Origin of the sequence: Bacillus sp. FSL K6-2839 (assembly GCF_038003365.1) — a bacterium.
Lineage (GTDB): Bacteria > Bacillota > Bacilli > Bacillales > Bacillaceae > Bacillus.
On record NZ_JBBOOZ010000002.1, the window covers coordinates 569,646 to 589,405 of the forward strand.

Sequence of the window (19,760 nt, forward strand, 5' to 3'; positions counted from 1 at the left end):
CTTTCAAACACATTTATTTTATCAATGCAAAACGAAAAAGTCAACGTGAAATCCGAACATTAATATCTCGAAATCAAATTTTGTTCGTTTTAATTATGAGAAAAAGCGCTTTAATCACTTCTTCAGCGCTTAAAAAGGGAGATTTTGAGTAAAAACAACTATTTTGATGGTTCCTAATTTCTATTGATTTTCAATTAAATGAATCATCGAGCTTGCCATAAAATCAGGTGAGTACGGTCTCCCTGTCCTCAACCACCATTCTGCTGTTCCAACATAAGCAGAAATGACGAATTGCTGCTGCATGTCGATTGGAACGAGATGTGGATGAGGCTTTGAGCCTGCGATTTCCTCTAACCCCATAGAAAAGCTTTCTTCAAAAAAAGCACGAACCGTTTCATGAATATTGAGCTCTCGTCCTCGTTTCAAAAGAATTTGATACTCCTCTTCATGCTCCTGCAAATGCTGATAAAATCGAAAAATATACACATATGCCGCATGCTCTTTTTTCACATCATCTTCTTGTACAGGAGCAAAAATGGCACATTTCATCACATCAAACATCTCATCCATCACCTGCTGGGCAAGATCAAATTTATCCTCATAATGCTGATAAAAGGTGGTGCGGTGGATGCCCGCCACTTTCGTCAAATCCTGTACAGAAATCTTCTCCCACTCTTTTTCTCTTAATAACTGAAATAACGCTTTTCTTAATTGCTGCTTCGATTCCGTTGCACGCTTATCCCCTCTGTAGCAGTCCGCCACAAGCCATTCTCCCCTTCCTATGAACTTCAACAGATTCCGCTTTTCTGTTGGTTGAATCCTCAAGGCTGATGAATTAACTTTAATCTAACACAATGAAAAAAAGGAAGCATCTGACAACCTATAAGGAGTGATGATCATGGAAACAACTACACCAACTGCCGTGCAAAAAGCGTTATTAAGAGGAAAAAACAAGCAGGATCCGTATAACCCATTTGATTGGTATGCCAACATGCGTCAGACATCACCTGTTCATTTTGACGAAGCCAGCCGAACATGGAGTGTATTCACCTATGAGGAAGCAAAACGTGTGACAATCGATAAAGATACCTTTTCTAGTCAGCCTCCTAAAGACCAGCGGAAGCATTCACTGATGAAAACAATGGTGATGATGGACCCTCCCAAACACACTCGAATCCGCTCCATTGTGAGCAAAGCCTTTACACCTCGAGTCATGAAATTGTGGGAGCCGCGTATTCAAGAATTGATGGAGGAACTCATGGCACAAATAGAAGGAAAAAACGAGATTGACCTAGTGCAAGCCATCTCTTATCCGCTTCCTGTCATTGTCATTGCAGAGCTTTTAGGTGTGCCCTCAGAGCATAAACAATCCTTTAAAGAATGGTCTGATATTCTCGTCAGTATGCCTAAAAGTGAAGATGAGGAGGATGTCGCTGAATGGCAGAAAATTCGGGACCAAGGAGAGGCTGATATGATGGCGTTTTTTGCAGACATCATTGAAACGAAACGTCACAACCTCGGTGATGATTTGATTTCCCTCCTCATTCAAGCGGAGGAGAATGGAGACAAACTGTCAGCGGATGAATTAATTCCATTCTGTAATCTTCTTCTTTTAGCTGGCAACGAAACAACCACCAACCTGATCTCCAATCTGATCTTCAGCTTGTTAGAACAGCCGGGTGCGTATGAAGCGCTCGCTCAATCACCTGAGCTCATCCCGCGTGCTGTGGAGGAGGCCGTCCGTTTCCGTGCACCCGCTCCTACGATCGTCCGCTATGTCACAGAAGACACAGAGCTTGGGGGAAAAGTGCTGAAAAAGGGAGACAATGTGATTGTGTTTCTTGCTTCTGCCAACCGGGATGAGCGACAATTTTTAAACGCACATGAATTTGATATACACCGCCACCCTAATCCTCATATTGGTTTCGGGCACGGTATCCATTTCTGTCTTGGCGCACCACTTGCCCGCTTGGAAGCATGTACTGCCATCAAGGCCTTATTGGACCGATATGAGTCACTAGAGCTCCTCTCCTATATGCCGATGACAAACAGCGGCATGTATGGGCTGAAAGAGCTGAAGCTGCGTGTCACGCCGCGTTCATAACAGAAAAGACTCCCGGGCATGGGAGTCTTCCTTTTAAACGGGGGTGATTCCATCTGTGTTCATGAGCACAATGCGATATCCATCTGGATCTTCAATGGTTGCCCCTCCTCGATCCCAGTATGGGTTCGTAGAGGTGACTTGCCGTCCGCCAAATGAGATCAGTCTCTCTTTCATCTGCTGAAACTCCTGTTCATCAGGAATATAAAAAACAAGCAGCTGTTCTGGATGCGGAACGGGCAGGCTCTCTTCTTCTTCATGTTTGGTGATTTCTAAATGAACATGCTGATGAGGAAGCCCCAGCATCACACCATCGTATCCTTCATGCTGATCAAATGAACCTATTCGTTTGAGCCCTAAGCCTTTTTCATAAAAAGAAACAACCTCTTCCATGTTGACGGTTGGACGTGCGATGCGTAATTGAGCGGCTTCGAACTGTTGAAATTTCATCAGTCATCACTCCTTTTCTTCTTTTAGTATACGATTTCTCTGTCTTTCTCTCCTCCTCATTTCGATCGTTTTTCAATCATTCTTTCGATGTAGATCCATCAAAAAAAAGCCCAGCTTCTTGAGCTGGGCTTTAAGCACCGGGCGGAACACCCGCATCGTCAAATCTTCTTTCCAGGTTGACGAATTTGTTATATTCTTTGACGAACGCCAGTGATACTGTACCAACTGGGCCGTTACGCTGTTTAGCAATGATGATTTCAATAATGTTCTTATTCTCTGATTCTTTGTCGTAGTAATCATCACGATAAAGGAATGCCACGATATCGGCATCCTGCTCGATACTTCCTGATTCACGAATATCAGACATCATCGGACGTTTGTCCTGACGCTGTTCTACTCCACGTGAAAGCTGAGACAAAGCAATAACTGGAACTTCAAGCTCCCTTGCCAGCGATTTCAATGCCCTAGAGATTTCAGAAACCTCTTGCTGACGGTTATCGCTTGATCGTCCGCTCCCTTGAATGAGCTGCAAGTAGTCAATCAAGATCATGCCAAGACCGTTTTCTTGCTTCAAACGGCGGCATTTTGAGCGAATTTCACTTACTCTGATTCCTGGTGTATCATCAATGAAAATCCCACTATTTGATAGCGAGCCCATCGCCATTGTCAGCTTGCCCCAGTCCTCTTCTGTCAGATTACCGGTTCTTAGGTTCTGTGCATTGATATTCCCTTCTGCACAAAGCATACGCATAACTAGCTGCTCAGCTCCCATTTCTAAACTAAAGATGGCGACACTTTCGTCCGTTTTGGTCGCAACATTCTGTGCGATGTTCAATGCGAAAGCCGTTTTCCCTACTGATGGACGAGCCGCGACAATAATTAAGTCATTTCGCTGAAATCCAGCTGTCATCCGGTCAAGCTCGGAGAAACCTGTTGGAATCCCTGTGATATCGCCTTTTCGGTTATGAAGCTGTTCAATATTATCATATGTCTGAACAAGAACGTCCTTAATGTTTTGGAAAGCTCCTGAGTTTTTACGCTGCGCCACTTCCATAATGGTCTTTTCAGCATCACTCAACAGATCCTCTACTTCATCCTCACGCGTGTACCCATCCTGTGCAATGGTTGTCGCCGTACGGATCAGACGTCTTAAAATTGATTTCTCTTCTACAATTTTTGCATAGTATTCAATGTTTGCGGCAGTTGGGACAGAGTTCGCAATATCGGTTAAATACGAAATCCCGCCTACCTCTTCTAGTAAATCTGTATTGGCAAGTTCAGAAGTCACCGTGACAAGATCGACCGGTTCCCCTCTATCACCAAGTACAAGCATCGCATTGTAAATCTTTTGATGCGACATTCTATAGAAATCCTCTGGAATTAATACCTCAGAAGCGAGCGTGAGCGCAGATGGTTCTAAAAAAACAGCACCTAATACGGCCTGCTCGGCTTCTATATTTTGCGGCGGCAGCCGGTCATCGAGAAGTTCCGTCATGCCAAGCACCGTCCTTTCATAAAAAAATACGCTACTCATCATTTTAACATTTTCATCAATAAAAAAGTGAAAAACATCGACTATAGTCAAAATTACCATGAGGATGTTTCGTTGAACAGCCAACCAACGCATTTCAATAGAAAAGACTCTGTAACATAAATTGTTATAGAGTCCTTCTGTATCGGATTTTTATCTGTTGTAGTTCACACATGTGATCGACGCTCCAACATGGCATGTTCGAATGCGTTTTTTTAATCTATCGTTTTCTTCACTCCATAATTTTCTTTTTGCCCAATGTCTTGTAAAGACCCGTTTTGATAACCAATAGATAGCACCAAATCGGGAATTGAATCAAACCCGTTTTTGGCTAGATCAAATAACTGTGCTCCGTAATGTGAAGCGGCAATGCGTGCATTTTCTGCTGTGTATGGATTTTTCAGGAGTTCTTCTTTGTATATATCAAAAATATTCTTCCCGTTATCCGTTACAAATTGACCGTTTACAATGCTTAAATCTTTTAAATTGTAGCCTGTGACCGTTTTGATTTGATTAACAAGGTGGAATTTGGCAAGAGAATCAGGCGTGAATTGAGTAGAATCGTCAGATCTGCTTTTCATGATGTGGAAAAATAATTCTCTTGTATTGTTGGTTGTATTTAATAGGTCTTCTATTTGTTTGGTCAGCGATTCGTCTGTTGAACCACTCACCAATAATTTGAAATGATTTGGGTCAATGGTAAAAGTTAAATTTGTGTTTTTAGGAATGGTTATACCGTTTTTAGAGAATAAATCTTGCAATTGTTCGTTGACCTTTTGCCGATTGAATATTTTTTTCTCTACGCTTTCTTGGGTAGGATCGTACCGTTTTTCATTACGGAAGATGGCGTCATTAAAGTCATATTGACCTCCTTTATTATTCCTTGCCCAACTCATTTCCATAATGTAAGCAGCTTCTCTTTCCGGTTTTGTTAGATCACTTCTGAAATAAGAAGAATAAGGGTTTCTATACTTATTATATATATGGTCTTGAGGATCTTTGAATCGTTTATTTTGTTCATTTATTTTTTCGTATTTTTCATCTAGTATTTTCATCCGTCTATCAGCTTCGGTCATCACCTCATTTGCACTTTTAATAGCTGATTGACCTTTATAGTCGATTCGGTTCTGATTGTTTGAAGCACCTGCCGTGTATGACGTATTAATATTCATTTTGATTCTCCTTTTTAAAAAAATAGTGATTATTAAATATATCGGCAATTCAGTTAAAATTTGTTAGTTTTGATCCGATATAGTAATTATTACAAGGAGGGTTAAAATATGACAAATACTATCTTCAAACGTTTTTTATTACCTGCATTGGTATTAGTGCTTGTTACTAGTTTTTTTGCACCTAATTCTGCGGAAGCAGCTATTACAGGGAATAACAGTCCTAACACAGCAAGTTCAATGGGATATTGGAAAAATAGTCGTCCAGATACAACAATCTTACCTGAAGGTGAAAATGAAGCGTATTATCAGTTTACGATCAATAAAGGTGAAAGAGTTTATGTCAGAAGTTCTTATAATAAGCAATATACAGGGATGAATATCGAGGTGTATAATTCTAAATATTCTAGGACAGGGTCCGAAGTTATTAATCCTGATTCAGTAACGCCTTTTATTTTTGCTAATACTGGTGAAGTTACATCAACTTCAGAGACTTATTTTGTGAAAGTGACCCGTGGTACATATACAGGGAATATGTACTTTACTGTTTCCATTCAAGATCGTATTAAATCTGGGAATGGGACATTCAATTTTACGGGGACTTCTACCAACTTGGGGAATTCTTCTTTAAATTTTTTAGGAGTTGATTCTTCAGTCATTACAATGGATTTAACTAATAATTCCACAGTTCCTAAACGTGCTGTAGTTAAATCGATTACGACAACTAGTACCCAAACACCCAACCAAGGGAATGTCACACACAAACTGATGGCTAGTGAAAGTAATATTTGGTACACATCACTTTTTTCTTCTGCAACAAGCGGTTCTTACCGTATTTCTCTTGAAGATGAATTAAAAGTCGCTCAAAAATGGAACTTTAAGTACAACGCAAAAGCTACAGCGAGATCTACTATGAGCAATGTCAAAGCCGATATCCGTTACGAATATGATGTCACAGATGGATTCTAATTTAATGGTGTTTACAGACATGTTCACCAATTGATCAAAAAGTAAGGGTACATTCCCTTACTTTTTTAATTGTGTCATTTTTGATGCTATACTTCGCCACTTTTAAAACAGCTACGCATGATATTGAATAAGTTGTGAGATATGATCACCAGCTTTTTGCAAAACCCTCCTCTTTTTGCCTAAAAATATAAGAGGGTCTATAGACTCATTTTTCCTCAAAATTATTTCGAGAAGAAAAACCTATATTTATTCCTGAATCAAACAGAAGAAAATGGTAAATATTCCGAGGCAGTCAAGGTCTTTTGACATTTCTCCTCTTTTTAAATGACAAGGTCCGGTATTCCCTATATCAAATCATTTGTTAGTGAGTTAGTCCGTTATTTTCTGAATATTAAGATTAAAATATCAAATACACAACTTAATGAACATTTGACTTCATAATTGATAACCATTATCATTTGATTTGCTTGCGTGATAGTTGAGAATCATTTTCATTTGGAGGAACCATTCTTCAATTACTACACTCATCCAATATCCGCAAGCCTGCTTTTATCATCGTATGAGGGTCGAATTTGAGGAAGGAGATTTTTTACATATGTCCAAACGCCCTGAAGGAATGGGTACTGAGGATTCACTTTTCGGAGAAAGCCGTCCTTTTTTTATACCTGGGACGGAGCAACTGGATATCACAGCACACCCATACAGACTTTTTATATTTAAACCGAATACTACTCCTCCAGCGGCTGGTTTTCCAGTCATGTACGTGCTTGATGGGAATTCACTTTTTGGCACAATGGTCGAATCCATTCGTTTACAGTCAAGAAGACCTGAAAAAACAGGTGTCGTACCTGCCATCATTGTTGGAATTGGCTATCAGACAGAAGCGCCCTATCATCCGCTCAGGCATTATGATCTCACTCTTACCAGCCCTGATGCTTCCATTGGGGGCAAAAGAAAGGACTTCTCCATCCATACATATGGCGGGGCCTCTGCTTTCTTTTCTTTTTTAGAAAAGACTGTAAAGCCTTATATCGAGCAACGCTTTCCGATCAACCTGAGTCGTCAAACACTGTTTGGGCATTCTCTTGGCGGTCTTTTTGTATTACACACACTATTTGAGCACCCTGATGCTTATCAGACATATATTGCGGGCAGTCCTTCTATCCACTGGAATAAAAAATTATTTCTAGAAAAAGAATACCAATTCACCAACCGTATACGTCAGGTGCCTATGGATGTAAGGCTGTTTGTAGGTGTAGGTGAGCTAGAAAAACATCATCCATGTCAAATGAATGATCATGCAAAGTCACTAGCAAATCGTATGTTGCCTTTATCCTCATATGGCTTACATACGGCCTATCATGAGTTCCCTGAAGAAGGACATACGTCCGTTTTACCGGTGCTGATGAATTACGCTTTCCGTTTTGCACTCTATCATGATGATCCTTTAACAACCACAGACATGAAAGAAAGGTAGTGAACACATGAAACATAGTGGTCTATCTCAAAAGATTGCCCTTATTACAGGCGCAGGACAAGGTATTGGGCAAGCAGTCGCAAAAAGACTATCCGAAGAAGGTGCGATCATTGCAGCAGTTGACGCAAATGAAGATCAGCTGCAAAGCACCATCCAACAAATGAATGATGAAGGCATACGCGCCTTTGCCTATCCAGGTGACATTACCGATCAAGCTTCTGTTCAGCACATTGTCGATCAAATTGAAAAGCAGCTCGGATCCATTTATTTACTAGTCAATGTAGCAGGCATTCTTCGAGTCGGTTCTATTGACCAGCTTTGTGCAGATGACTGGCACCAAACCTTCGCAGTCAACACACATGGTGTCTTTTACGTATCTCAAGCTGTCTCCAAATACATGATGAAAAGATCAGAAGGGGTCATTGTGACCGTCAGCTCTAACGCAGGTGCCATCCCTAGAATGAATATGGCTGCCTATGCCGCATCAAAAGCCGCAGCTACTTCCTTTACAAAAACGCTTGGATTAGAGCTAGCAGCCTATGGAATCAGATGCAATGTCGTCTCTCCTGGCTCTACCGCAACACCTATGCAATGGGCTTTATGGTCTGATGAACAAGGAGCAGATCAGGTGATTAAAGGTTCATTAGAGACGTATAAAACCGGTATTCCTTTACAAAAAATCGCTGATCCTCAAAACATCGCTGATGCAGTAATCTTCTTTGCATCTGAGCAATCCAGTCATATTACGATGCAGAATCTCACGATTGATGGTGGCGCAACACTCGGAATCTAGCATTTCATCAAAAAGGAGGCCTTTTCATGAAACATTCATTATTGTCGTCAGAAGAAAAAGTACAGTTGATTCAAGACTATCAGCCAGGCGCTTTTTTCCTTGCTTCCCCTAAACGTACGATACTGGCAGAAGGGATTTTCCAGCATATTGAAACCAATCAGCTAAATGAACTATCCACAAGGGTAGCTCACGTATTTGACGCTGCCAAACAAGCTGGTATTCGAACACCGATTGTTGCTGGTGCTGTTCCGTTTGATCCGGCGCAACCCGTTCGTTTAAGTGTTCCAATCCATGTACAGTTTAGTGATCCACTCGAATTTCATCAAGGAGATGAGGAGTCGGAAGTGGCAGCTCCATCCTATGAGGTGACACCTGTCCCCTCTCCAGATGTCTACATGAATGGTGTGAACGAAGGGTTAGCTAAAATTGAGAAAGGAGAGCTTAGCAAAATCGTACTCTCTAGATCTCTCCATCTCAAATCAAATCGAGAAATTAATACGAAAGCAATACTTGAACGACTTGCTCGTCATAATACGACTGGCTATACGTTTGCTGCAAATGTAGCTGACCCGGAATCTTCCCAAAAGCGCACACTGCTTGGGGCAAGCCCTGAGCTGCTTCTTTCAAAAACTGGTTCAACTGTTATTTCCAATCCACTTGCTGGTTCTCGGCCACGCAGTTCAGATCCAGTAGAAGACCAGCGTCGTCACGATGAACTCCTTACTTCAGCGAAGGATTTACACGAGCATGCAGTGGTTGTCGATGCTGTCACTAAAGCGCTTGCTCCTTACTGTCATACACTAGATGTGCCTGCATCACCATCCGTCATACAAACAGAAACGATGTGGCATTTATCTACTGTCGTTAAAGGTGAATTAGCAGATGCAGGTGTATCCTCAATTGATTTAGCGCTTAGCCTTCATCCAACACCCGCAGTATGCGGAACACCTACAGCAGATGCTCGTGAAGCAATCCAAGCGATTGAACCCTTCGATCGAGGATTTTTCACAGGAATGATCGGTTGGTCAGATGCAAATGGTGATGGTGATTGGATTGTCACCATTCGTTGTGCAGAAGCTGAGGGACACTCCCTTCGCCTCTTTGCTGGTGCAGGAGTGGTCAAAGGATCAAAGGCAGAAGAAGAGCTAGCCGAAACATCTGCAAAATTCAACACGATGCTTCATGCGATGGGCATCCATCAGTTATAAAAATACATAGGAGATGACAAAACATGTTTGTTCAACCACCTACATGGCCAGAAGAATTTGCAAAACGCTACCGTGAAAACGGCTGTTGGCGTGGGGAAACCTTTAGCGGCATGCTTCGTGAACGCGCCGCATCGTTAGGGAATAAAACAGCAATTACATACGCTGATACGCACATGAGCTACCAAGAACTTGATGAGCGCGTCAGCAGTCTTGCCGCCGGTTTTCATCAGCTTGGAATTCAAAAGGGAAGTCGAGTTGTCGTTCAGCTTCCTAACATTCCTGCTTTTTTTGAAGTCATTTTCGCTTTATTTCGAATCGGTGCTTTACCCGTCTTCTCGCTACCATCTCATAGAAGCAGCGAAATCACTTATTTTATTGAGTTTGCCGAAGCAGACGCATATGTCATACCAGATATCGATGGCGGCTTTGATTATCGATCACTCGCACGTCAAGTGAAAGAAAAGCTTCCCTCATTACCTCATGTCATTGTTGCAGGGGAAGCTGAGGAATTCCTTGACTTGGATGATCTGCGCAAGGACCCATCACTTGATCCTCAAATTCATGTAGAGGCAAGCGAAATTGCGTTTCTTCAGTTATCTGGAGGCAGCACAGGCCTTTCAAAGCTCATTCCTCGCACACATGATGACTATATTTATAGTCTTTGGAAAAGCAATGAGGTGTGCGAGCTTACACAAGATGGTGTGTATCTAGCTACACTTCCAGTTGCACACAACTATCCATTAAGCTCGCCTGGAGTCCTTGGGACGTTATACGCAGGTGGAAGAGTCGTTCTTGCACCTGGATCAAGCCCTGATGTAGTCTTTCCACTCATTGAAAAAGAACGAGTGACCATTACCGCTGTGGTTCCACCTATCGCATTGATTTGGCTAGAGGCCGCTCCTCATCGATCAGATGACTTATCGAGTCTTGAGGTCTTACAAGTCGGTGGTGCTAAATTAAGTGCTGAGGCAGCAAAACGAGTGATGCCTGCCCTTGGGTGTAAATTACAGCAAGTTTTTGGCATGGCAGAAGGTCTGGTCAACTATACCAGACTAAATGATCCTGAACATGTGATTATTCATACACAAGGACGCCCGATGTCTGAATATGATGAGGTACTAGTGGTAGATGATGAGGACAAGCCCGTCCCGAATGAAGTGGCTGGACATCTTTTAACAAGAGGACCTTATACGATTCGCGGCTACTATAAAGCTGATGAACAAAACAAAAAAGCATTTACACCCGATGGCTTTTACAGAACAGGTGACATCGTGCGATTAACCAAAGAAGGAAATGTTGTTGTAGAAGGCAGAGACAAGGATCAAATCAATCGTGGTGGCGAAAAGGTTGCCGCTGAAGAAGTCGAAAACCATTTACTTGCGCATGCTGACATTCATGATGCCGCCATGGTGTCCATGCCAGATCCGTTTCTTGGCGAACGCTCATGTGCCTTTGTTATTGCGAAAGGAAACAACAAGCCTGCACCACACGCCTTAAAGTCATTTCTAAGAGAACGCGGGCTCGCTGCCTATAAAATTCCCGACCGCATTGAATGGATCGATGCGTTCCCACAAACAGGTGTAGGCAAAGTCAGTAAAAAAGCATTAAGAGAATTAGCTGCAATCCATACTGCCAACGTATAACAAAAGAGGAGTGAAAACCATGGCAATCCCTACTATTCCTGCGTATCCAATGCCGAGCACACAAGATTTACCCGAAAATAAAGTGAACTGGATACCGGATCCGAAACGTGCTGTTCTGCTGATACATGACATGCAGCAATATTTTTTAAATGCATTTCAACAAGATACATCACCAATCACAGAGTTAGTTCAACATATTGAACAATTACGTAATACATGCAATGAACTTGGAATTCCAGTCGTCTATACAGCTCAACCTGGTGACCAAGACCCGAAGGATCGTGCCTTATTAACAGATTTTTGGGGACCTGGACTTGGTGATGATGAAGCATTGACAAAAATCATTGATCAGCTTGCTCCATCTGAAGCAGATACAATGCTGACAAAATGGCGTTATAGCGCATTCAAAAAATCCAATTTTTTAGATATTCTTCAAGAAGGCGGGCGTGATCAACTGATCATTACTGGCGTATATGCACATATTGGCTGTATGCTGACAGCCGCAGAAGCTTTCATGCTCGATATTGAAACCTTTTTTGTCGCCGATGCCGTTGCTGACTTTTCACTTAAGCATCACAAAATGGCAATGACCTATGCAGCTGAACGCTGTGCGGTCACCACAACGACAAACCAAATCATTAGTCGTTTAACAGGACAGGAAGCAGACGATGACCTATCTTTTGAGGCCATCCTTCACCAAGTAGCTGAGTATCTCGAAATCGAGCCGAATGAAATACCGCTTGACGAGAATCTCGTCTACCTTGGGCTTGATTCTATTAGAATGATGAGCCTAGCGGAAAAGTGGAGACAGCAAGGAATGACAGTCAATTTCGTTGAGCTTGCAGCAAATCCAACGCTCACTCATTGGCGAACTCTTCTTTTCCCAGAAAAACAGCCATCTATCCCAAATATCGATTACATGTAAAGGAGGTATAGACTCTTGTCGATCCAGTCAGTCGATTCATTCCCACTAACCGGTGCCCAATCAGGCATATGGTATGCGCAGCAGCTTGATCCATCTAATCCCATTTTCAATACAGCTGAGTATATAGATATTAAAGGTTATATTGACCCCATACACTTTGAAGCAGCCATTAGAAAGACTGTCTTAGAAGCAGATTCCTTGTATATGCGCTTCGTTGAGGATACTGACGGTCCAAAGCAATGGTTTACATCTAAGAAAGAGATTCCATTTCAATATATCAATTTACAATATGAAAAACAGCCGCTTGATGCGGCTAAAGCATGGATGAATGCAGATCTTTCAACACCAGTCTCTTTAGAGAAAGATGTATTATTCCGTGAAGTACTTTTTCAACTTGCTGACGACCGATTTATCTGGTATCAGCGCATTCATCACATTGCCATTGATGGATTCGCCATTTCGCTCATTGCACGCCGTGTTGCTGAGGTCTATTCAGCCCTATCGAAAGGGACACCTGTGCCTCCTCAAACATTTGGAGCCTTACATGACGTAGTCCAAGAGGAGATCACCTATCAACAGTCCAATCAGTATGAAGATGATCGAGCGTTTTGGAAAAATCGCTTTGCTGATCAACCTGAAATTGTGAGCCTTGCTGAGCTTGCCCCAAGAACTTCAGATGATTTTATCCGAAAAACCGCTAGCTATGATGCCGAAAAGGTAAGCAAAATGAAAAAAATTGCTCAAGCTTTCGGTTGTACCTGGCATGAAATGATTCTTGCCGCATCCGCTCTATATATGCATCGTATGACTGGTGCACACGATATTGTTTTAGGATTGCCTGTTATGATGCGCCTTGGATCTTGCGCCTTGCAAACACCCGGAATGGTCATGAACCTAGTACCGCTTCGTTTAACATGCAAACCAGAAATGACGCTCTCAGCACTTGTTCGCCAAGTATCTGATGAACTGAAAGCCATTCGGCCTCATCAAAGATATCGTCACGAAGATATGCGGAGAGACTTTAAACTCATCGGAAGAAATAAACGATTATTCGGCCCACAGATCAATATCATGCCATTTGATTATGATCTCATGTTCGATCAGAGCATTGGTCAAGCACATAATCTTTCAGCAGGACCCGTAGATGATTTATCGATCAACATATACGACCGCGCGGACGGGAACGGATTTCAAATCGACTTTGATGCAAACCCTGCCGTTTACAAAGAGCAAGCAGTTGACGCTCATCAGCATCGTTTTCTTCAATTGCTCGAGGAAATAACTGGACTAGAACAAGATCAGACAATCAGTCAATTCAACCTTCTTTTGTCTAAAGAAAAAGAGAACATCCTCAAGCACTGGAATGATACAAAACGAGAATTACCAAAAGAATCTTTACGGGAACTATTTGAAAAACATGTCAGCAAAACACCACAAGCAAAAGCAATACAGTTTGAAGGAACCACTTTGACCTACGAAGAGTTAAATCAACGGGTAAATCAATTAGCTCATTATTTGAAAAGGCATGGCATTGGACCAGAACAATTTGTCGCAATTGCTCTGCCTCGATCCATCGATATGGTCGTAAGTCTGTTGGCCGTCGTCAAAACAGGAGCCGCATATCTGCCATTAGACCCTGATTACCCTAGCGATCGTGTCGCCTATATGCTAAATGATGCCAAACCAGCGTGCTTGCTCACAGTCAAAGAGACAGCAGACCGTTTGGACCATCCACACATCGTTCAACTGGATGATTCAACTGTTTATCAGGAGATCGTAGGCAGTCCGCATCTCAATCCGACCTGGAGCGAAGGCTCTCCACATCACCCGGCTTACATCCTCTACACGTCAGGATCGACAGGCAAACCAAAGGGTGTTGTTGTAACGAAACGAAATGTGATCAACTTTATATTGTCCATGCAAGATTCATTTTTATTAGATCAAGGAGACCAGCTTTTAGCGGTAACGACCATTGCCTTTGATATTTCCGGGCTAGAAATGTTCCTCCCACTCTTACATGGGGCTGCTCTTTTATTGGCAAAAAAAGAAATCATACAAGAGCCAGCAAAGCTTTCAGACATGATTCGTTCTCATCATGTCACAATCATGCAGGCAACACCAACGTTGTGGCAGGTATTGGCAGATGAATACCCTGACGTGATAACAGGTATGCGTGTTCTTGTTGGAGGAGAAGCACTCCCTGCTTCCCTTTTGCACACATTGCAATCTCTTCAATGCGACATTACCAATTTGTACGGACCTACAGAAACGACGATCTGGTCTACGATGGAAAATGTCACAGCACATCAAGAGAACAGCGGGCCGCCAATTGGCAAACCCATTTGGAATACGAGTATTTACATTTTAGATGAAGGGCTAAACCCTGTCCCAGCAGGATCAATCGGTGAACTTTATATTGCAGGTGAAGGAGTATCCAGAGGATATCTTGGACGATATGATTTAACGGCTGAACGTTTTGTGGCTGATCCATTCGGTACAAAAGGCACGAGAATGTATCGTACTGGTGATTTAGCCAGATGGCGTGAGGATGGTTCAATTGATTATATCAGCCGTGCCGATCATCAAATTAAAATCCGCGGCTTCCGTATTGAACTAGGTGAAATCGAAACCGTGATTATGCAACACCAATCCATAAAGCATACATCTGTTATCGTTCGTGAGGATCAACCTGGACAACAGCTGCTTTGTGCGTATGTTGTGCTGACAGATGGCACTTCTCTGCACCCTTCAGAGCTCAGGCAGTTTGTGGCTGCATCACTTCCTGATTACATGGTGCCTTCTGCTGTTGTCGTTTTGCCAGAACTTCCACTTACACCAAACGGCAAAATCGATCGCAAAGCATTACCAGCACCAAATATGTCTTTAGTTAGTTCTGAGCGTACACCTAGAACACCCCAAGAAGACATGCTATGTAGTTTATTTGCAGAAACCCTTGGCCTATCTCAAATTGGCATAGATGATAGTTTCTTTGACTTAGGCGGACATTCCTTACTCGCCGCTCGTCTGCTTAGACGTATACGCGATACACTTGGTGCAGACCTAAGCATGAGTACCATTTTTGAATCACCTCGAGTTGCTGAGCTTGCGCAGCACATTGACAAAGCGAAGGACATTCGGCCGCCGCTTCAGGTAGAAAACAAGCCAGATGAGATTCCGTTATCCTTTGCCCAAAAACGGCTCTGGTTCCTTCATTGCCTTGAAGGGCCAAGTCCAACTTACAATATCCCACTTGTCATTCAGCTGACAGGTACACTAGATCAAAAAGCTCTAATTGGTGCATTGGCAGATATCACTGAAAAACATGAAACCCTTAGAACCATTTTTCCAAATAAGAACGGCATGCCAAGACAGGTCATTTTACATCCAAAAAGTGTTCAGCCTGAACTCCATGTCACAGCTTCAAGCGATCAACAAATTGAGAATCAGTTAAACGAAGCCATTCGCTATAGCTTTAAGATTGAAGAAGAACCCGCACTGCGAGCAGATTTATTCATGCTTGATGCAAATCGATCCGTACTGCTTCTATTGCTGCATCACATCGCTGGTGACGGCTGGTCACTTGCACCATTGACACGAGACTTAGCTGCTGCTTACGAAGCACGTATACAAGGGAAATCACTCTCCTTGCCAGCCGAACCTGTTCAATATGCTGACTATGCTATTTGGCAGCAGAAGCTGTTGGGCAGTGAAGAAGAGACGGATAGTCTATTTGCCAAGCAACTAAGCTATTGGACAGGTGCCTTACATGACCTGCCAGAAGAACTGGAGCTTCCCTATGACTTCCCGCGTCCACAGGAAGGAAGCTTCAACGGTGCTACGATAGACTTTACGATTGAGCCCGCTTTACACCAGCTGCTCCTTGAGCTTGCAAAGCAGCATCAAGTGAGTTTGTTCATGGTGCTTCAAGCATCACTTGCAGCATTACTGACACGCCTTGGGGCGGGGACAGATATCCCAATTGGCAGTCCAATTGCTGGACGGAATGACGATGCACTTGACGACATTGTGGGATTGTTTGTGAACACACTAGTATTACGTACAAATACAGCTGGTAATCCAACCTTTAGTGAGCTATTGAAGCGAGTTCGAGACGTTGACTTAGCAGCCTATGAGCATCAGGATCTGCCATTTGAACGGCTAGTCGAAATCCTAAATCCAACCCGATCCAGATCACGCAATCCATTGTTCCAGGTCATGCTTGCCTTCCAAAATACACCGAAGGCGGAAATGAAGCTGACACAACTTGACTCAGATCTCTACGTGAAACCAGTAGGGTCAGCTAAATTTGATCTGACCATCGAATTGACAGAACAAAGAACTGAAACTGGATCAGCAGCAGGATTAACAGGTTTGTTTGAATTCAGTACAGATGTATTTAAACAAAGCACCATTCGAGCAATCGCTGACAGAATGAAGCGCTTTTTAACAGAAGTAGCTGAGCGCCCACACCTGCCGATTGGTCAAGTGAACATTTTGTCGGATAAAGAACGACAAACATTTCTCCCTGACAAAAAGACATTCGCTCAGTTAGACCAAGCACCTAGTCTCCCAGCCTTATTTGAAATAACGGCGCAGCAATACCCTGATCGAGTGGCTGTAACGGATGGCAATCAACAGCTTACCTATGAAGAGTTAAACAACAAAGCCAATCGACTTGCTCATTTATTAATAGAAAGAGGCGTTGGACCAGAACAGTTCGTTGCACTTGCCCTGCCTAGATCAATCGATATGCTCGTAAGCTTATTAGCCGTTCATAAAGCAGGCGCAGCCTATGTTCCGCTTGATCCTGACTATCCAGCAGACAGGCTGGCATACATGATACAAGATGCCAAACCCGTTTGCAGCATCACAACAAAAGCAGATGCAGTGCATCTCCCTGCTGATTGCGATTTGATTTTGTTAGACGAAAAAGAAACGAGCGATCAATTGCTGACTACGCCAAATCACAATCCGGCTGATATAGACAGAATTGAGCCACTATCTTCTCTGCATCCGGCCTATATTATTTATACATCCGGTTCTACAGGGAAACCAAAAGGAGTGGTCATCCCACACCAAAATGTCATCCGTCTTCTGACATCTACTGCACATTGGTTCCATTTTGATGAAGAAGATGTTTGGACAATGTTTCATTCGTATGCCTTTGATTTTTCAGTATGGGAAATATGGGGACCACTTTTATATGGAGGTCGACTTGTCATTGTACCTCATACCATCTCTCGCTCTCCAGAAGAGATGCTGCAGCTTCTAGTCGAGGAAGGTGTGACTGTGCTTAATCAAACACCTTCTGCCTTCTATCAGCTCATGCAGATAGACAAGGAACAACAAACACTTGGTCAAGCATTATCACTCCGCTATGTCATCTTTGGCGGTGAAGCATTAGAGCTTAGCAGATTAGAAGATTGGTACAGCCGTCACTCAGACTGTAAGCCAAAGCTAATTAACATGTACGGCATTACAGAAACCACCGTACACGTTACGTACAATATACTCAATCGAGACATGATCGCAAAGAAATCCAGTAGCTTAATAGGCGAACCGATTCCTGATCTACACGTTTACGTACTAGATGAATACCTACAACCTGTTCCCCCTGGGACGACAGGTGAAATGTATGTAGCTGGAGCTGGCTTGGCAAGAGGTTATCTAAGCAGGCCTGACCTGACCTCAGATCGATTCCCTGCCGACCCTTATGGAGCACCTGGCACAAGGATGTATCGTACAGGTGACCTCGCACGCTGGACAGAAGAAGGGGCACTTGATTACATTGGCAGAGCTGATCATCAAATTAAAATACGCGGGTTTAGGATTGAACTTGGAGAAATCGAAGCCGTTCTGGCACGCCACGATGCAGTTGCACAAGTTGCCGTCATTATGCGAGAGGATCAGCCTGGTGACAAACGCTTAGTCGCATATATCGTAACAACTGAAGAAGACTGTTTCGATACAGAGACCCTTCGTCATTTTGCCGCAGCCAGTCTTCCTGATTACATGGTGCCTGCGGCATATGTACAGATTGATACCATGCCACTTACAGCAAACGGGAAGCTTGATCAAAAATCACTGCCGGCACCTCAATTGCATATAAAGCAAACGGATGGCCGCGGCCCAAGAAATCCGAAGGAGGAAATCCTATGTCATCTCTTTGAAGAGGTGCTTGATTTGCCAAAAATCAGCATTGACGATCGCTTTTTTGACATTGGCGGGCATTCCTTACTTGCGGTTCGTTTAATCAGCCGCATTCGTGATGCACTTGGTGTCAAACTAAGCATCGGAACGTTGTTTGAAGCACCAAATGTTGCAAGTTTGGCAGAGAAACTAGAAAATGGAAGCGATGAAAACGCACTAGAAATCTTGCTGCCACTACGAACAAATGGAGAAAGATATCCTCTCTTCTGTGTTCACCCAGCAGGTGGTCTTAGCTGGTGCTATGCAGGTCTCTTGAATACATTAGAGAAAGACCTCCCTATTTATGGATTACAGGCACGAGGAATCGCAAGAAAAGATGACTACCCGCGCACACTAGATGATATGGCTGCGGATTATATCAAGCACATCCAAACGATTCAGCCAAAAGGCCCTTATCATCTTCTTGGCTGGTCACTAGGCGGAAACGTTGTACAGGCAATAGCTACACAGCTCCAGCAGCAAGGTGAAGAAATCTCACTCGTTGCGATGCTGGATGCCTATCCGAACCATTTCTTACCGATTAAAGAAGCACCTGATGAAGAAGAAGCACTAATCGCTCTTCTTGCGCTCGGCGGTTATGATCCAGATACCTTAACAGATGAACCGCTCACAATGAAAAGTGCCGTCGACATCTTGAAAAAAGATGGCAGTGCACTAGCAAGCTTAAGTGAAGATGCCATTAGAAATCTAAAAGAAACCTATGTCAATTCAGTTCGATTGCTCGGAGAATATCAGCCAAAAACTTATCATGGAGACATATTATTCTTTAGATCTACCATTATCCCAGATTGGTTTACACCAATTGATCCCGAAGCATGGGCACCTTATATCAACGGAAAAATTGAACAGCACGACATTCATTGCCGGCACAAAGACATGTGCCAGCCTAAACCCCTAGCAGAAATTGGTGTCATCTTAGACAACACACTGCATCGGGTCAAACAAAAGCACTAAGAATAAAGGAGAGATGACAAATGACAAATCCCTTTGATCGTGAAGACGGTGTCTTTCTTGTGCTTGTCAATGAACAAGGACAGCATTCACTTTGGCCATCATTTGCACCCGTACCAGATGGATGGGAAAAGGTCTTTGGTGAAGACACTAGAAATGCCTGCATCGATTACATCCAGACACACTGGCAGGACTTACGGCCTTTAAGCTTAACAAAAGAACCTGCCCTAGCACATGGAAAAACGGAATAAATCATCGCACCCTGATCTCACTCAGGGTGCTTTTTTGACAGAATAAACATCACCATCTTTCCAGCCCTTTCTGCTACAATTT

13 protein-coding genes are annotated in these 19,760 nt (G+C 43.0%); 9 read left to right on the plus strand and 4 right to left on the minus strand.

Going from position 1 to position 19,760, the window contains the following annotated elements; genetic code table 11:
* Positions 1–180: 180 nt before the first annotated feature.
* Positions 181–762, minus strand: coding sequence for a TetR/AcrR family transcriptional regulator (locus MHH26_RS17010; protein ID WP_034660619.1), 582 nt, complete (start codon positions 760–762; stop codon positions 181–183).
* Between the two features lie 136 nt (positions 763–898).
* Here MHH26_RS17010 and MHH26_RS17015 point away from each other — a divergent pair, with 136 nt between their 5' ends.
* Positions 899–2,104, plus strand: coding sequence for a cytochrome P450 (locus tag MHH26_RS17015; RefSeq protein WP_340974194.1), 1,206 nt, complete (start codon positions 899–901; stop codon positions 2,102–2,104).
* Between the two features lie 33 nt (positions 2,105–2,137).
* On the opposite strand, the gene MHH26_RS17020 is transcribed toward MHH26_RS17015, so the two are convergent.
* The 3 genes from MHH26_RS17020 to MHH26_RS17030 all read right to left on the minus strand — a co-directional run bounded on the left by MHH26_RS17020 (position 2,138) and on the right by MHH26_RS17030 (position 5,254).
* Positions 2,138–2,551 carry a VOC family protein gene (locus MHH26_RS17020; protein ID WP_340974195.1) on the minus strand — a complete coding sequence of 138 codons (414 nt, stop codon included), beginning with the start codon at positions 2,549–2,551 and terminating at the stop codon, positions 2,138–2,140.
* A gap of 130 nt (positions 2,552–2,681) precedes the next feature.
* Positions 2,682–4,046 carry a replicative DNA helicase gene (gene dnaB / locus MHH26_RS17025; protein WP_003214779.1) on the minus strand — a complete coding sequence of 455 codons (1,365 nt, stop codon included), beginning with the start codon at positions 4,044–4,046 and terminating at the stop codon, positions 2,682–2,684.
* 251 nt (positions 4,047–4,297) lie between these two features.
* Positions 4,298–5,254: a DUF4885 family protein gene (locus tag MHH26_RS17030; protein ID WP_340974196.1), complete on the minus strand. Its 957-nt coding sequence runs from the start codon at positions 5,252–5,254 to the stop codon at positions 4,298–4,300.
* Between the two features lie 108 nt (positions 5,255–5,362).
* On the opposite strand from MHH26_RS17030, the gene MHH26_RS17035 reads away from it, so the two are divergent.
* The 8 genes from MHH26_RS17035 to MHH26_RS17070 all read left to right on the plus strand — a co-directional run bounded on the left by MHH26_RS17035 (position 5,363) and on the right by MHH26_RS17070 (position 19,678).
* Entirely contained in the window at positions 5,363–6,220 is an 858-nt protein-coding gene (locus tag MHH26_RS17035) for a hypothetical protein (protein WP_106031728.1), read from the plus strand.
* A 595-nt stretch (positions 6,221–6,815) separates the two neighbouring features.
* A complete protein-coding gene (locus tag MHH26_RS17040; protein WP_106073031.1) occupies positions 6,816–7,697 on the plus strand; it encodes an alpha/beta hydrolase in 882 nt (293 codons plus the stop codon).
* A 7-nt stretch (positions 7,698–7,704) separates the two neighbouring features.
* Positions 7,705–8,490 (plus strand): 2,3-dihydro-2,3-dihydroxybenzoate dehydrogenase, encoded by a 786-nt coding sequence (locus MHH26_RS17045; protein ID WP_340974198.1) that lies wholly within the window; start codon positions 7,705–7,707, stop codon positions 8,488–8,490.
* 26 nt (positions 8,491–8,516) lie between these two features.
* On the plus strand, positions 8,517–9,698 hold the full coding sequence (gene dhbC, locus MHH26_RS17050; RefSeq protein ID WP_334750658.1) for an isochorismate synthase DhbC: 1,182 nt from the start codon (positions 8,517–8,519) through the stop codon (positions 9,696–9,698).
* 23 nt (positions 9,699–9,721) lie between these two features.
* A complete protein-coding gene (locus MHH26_RS17055; RefSeq protein WP_307500616.1) occupies positions 9,722–11,341 on the plus strand; it encodes a (2,3-dihydroxybenzoyl)adenylate synthase in 1,620 nt (539 codons plus the stop codon).
* A gap of 19 nt (positions 11,342–11,360) precedes the next feature.
* Positions 11,361–12,266, plus strand: a complete 906-nt coding sequence (locus tag MHH26_RS17060; RefSeq protein ID WP_307500617.1) for an isochorismatase family protein — start codon at positions 11,361–11,363, stop codon at positions 12,264–12,266.
* 15 nt (positions 12,267–12,281) lie between these two features.
* A complete protein-coding gene (locus MHH26_RS17065) occupies positions 12,282–19,430 on the plus strand; it encodes an amino acid adenylation domain-containing protein (protein WP_340974204.1) in 7,149 nt (2,382 codons plus the stop codon).
* 20 nt (positions 19,431–19,450) lie between these two features.
* A complete protein-coding gene (locus tag MHH26_RS17070; RefSeq protein ID WP_025093680.1) occupies positions 19,451–19,678 on the plus strand; it encodes an MbtH family protein in 228 nt (75 codons plus the stop codon).
* Positions 19,679–19,760 lie beyond the last annotated feature (82 nt).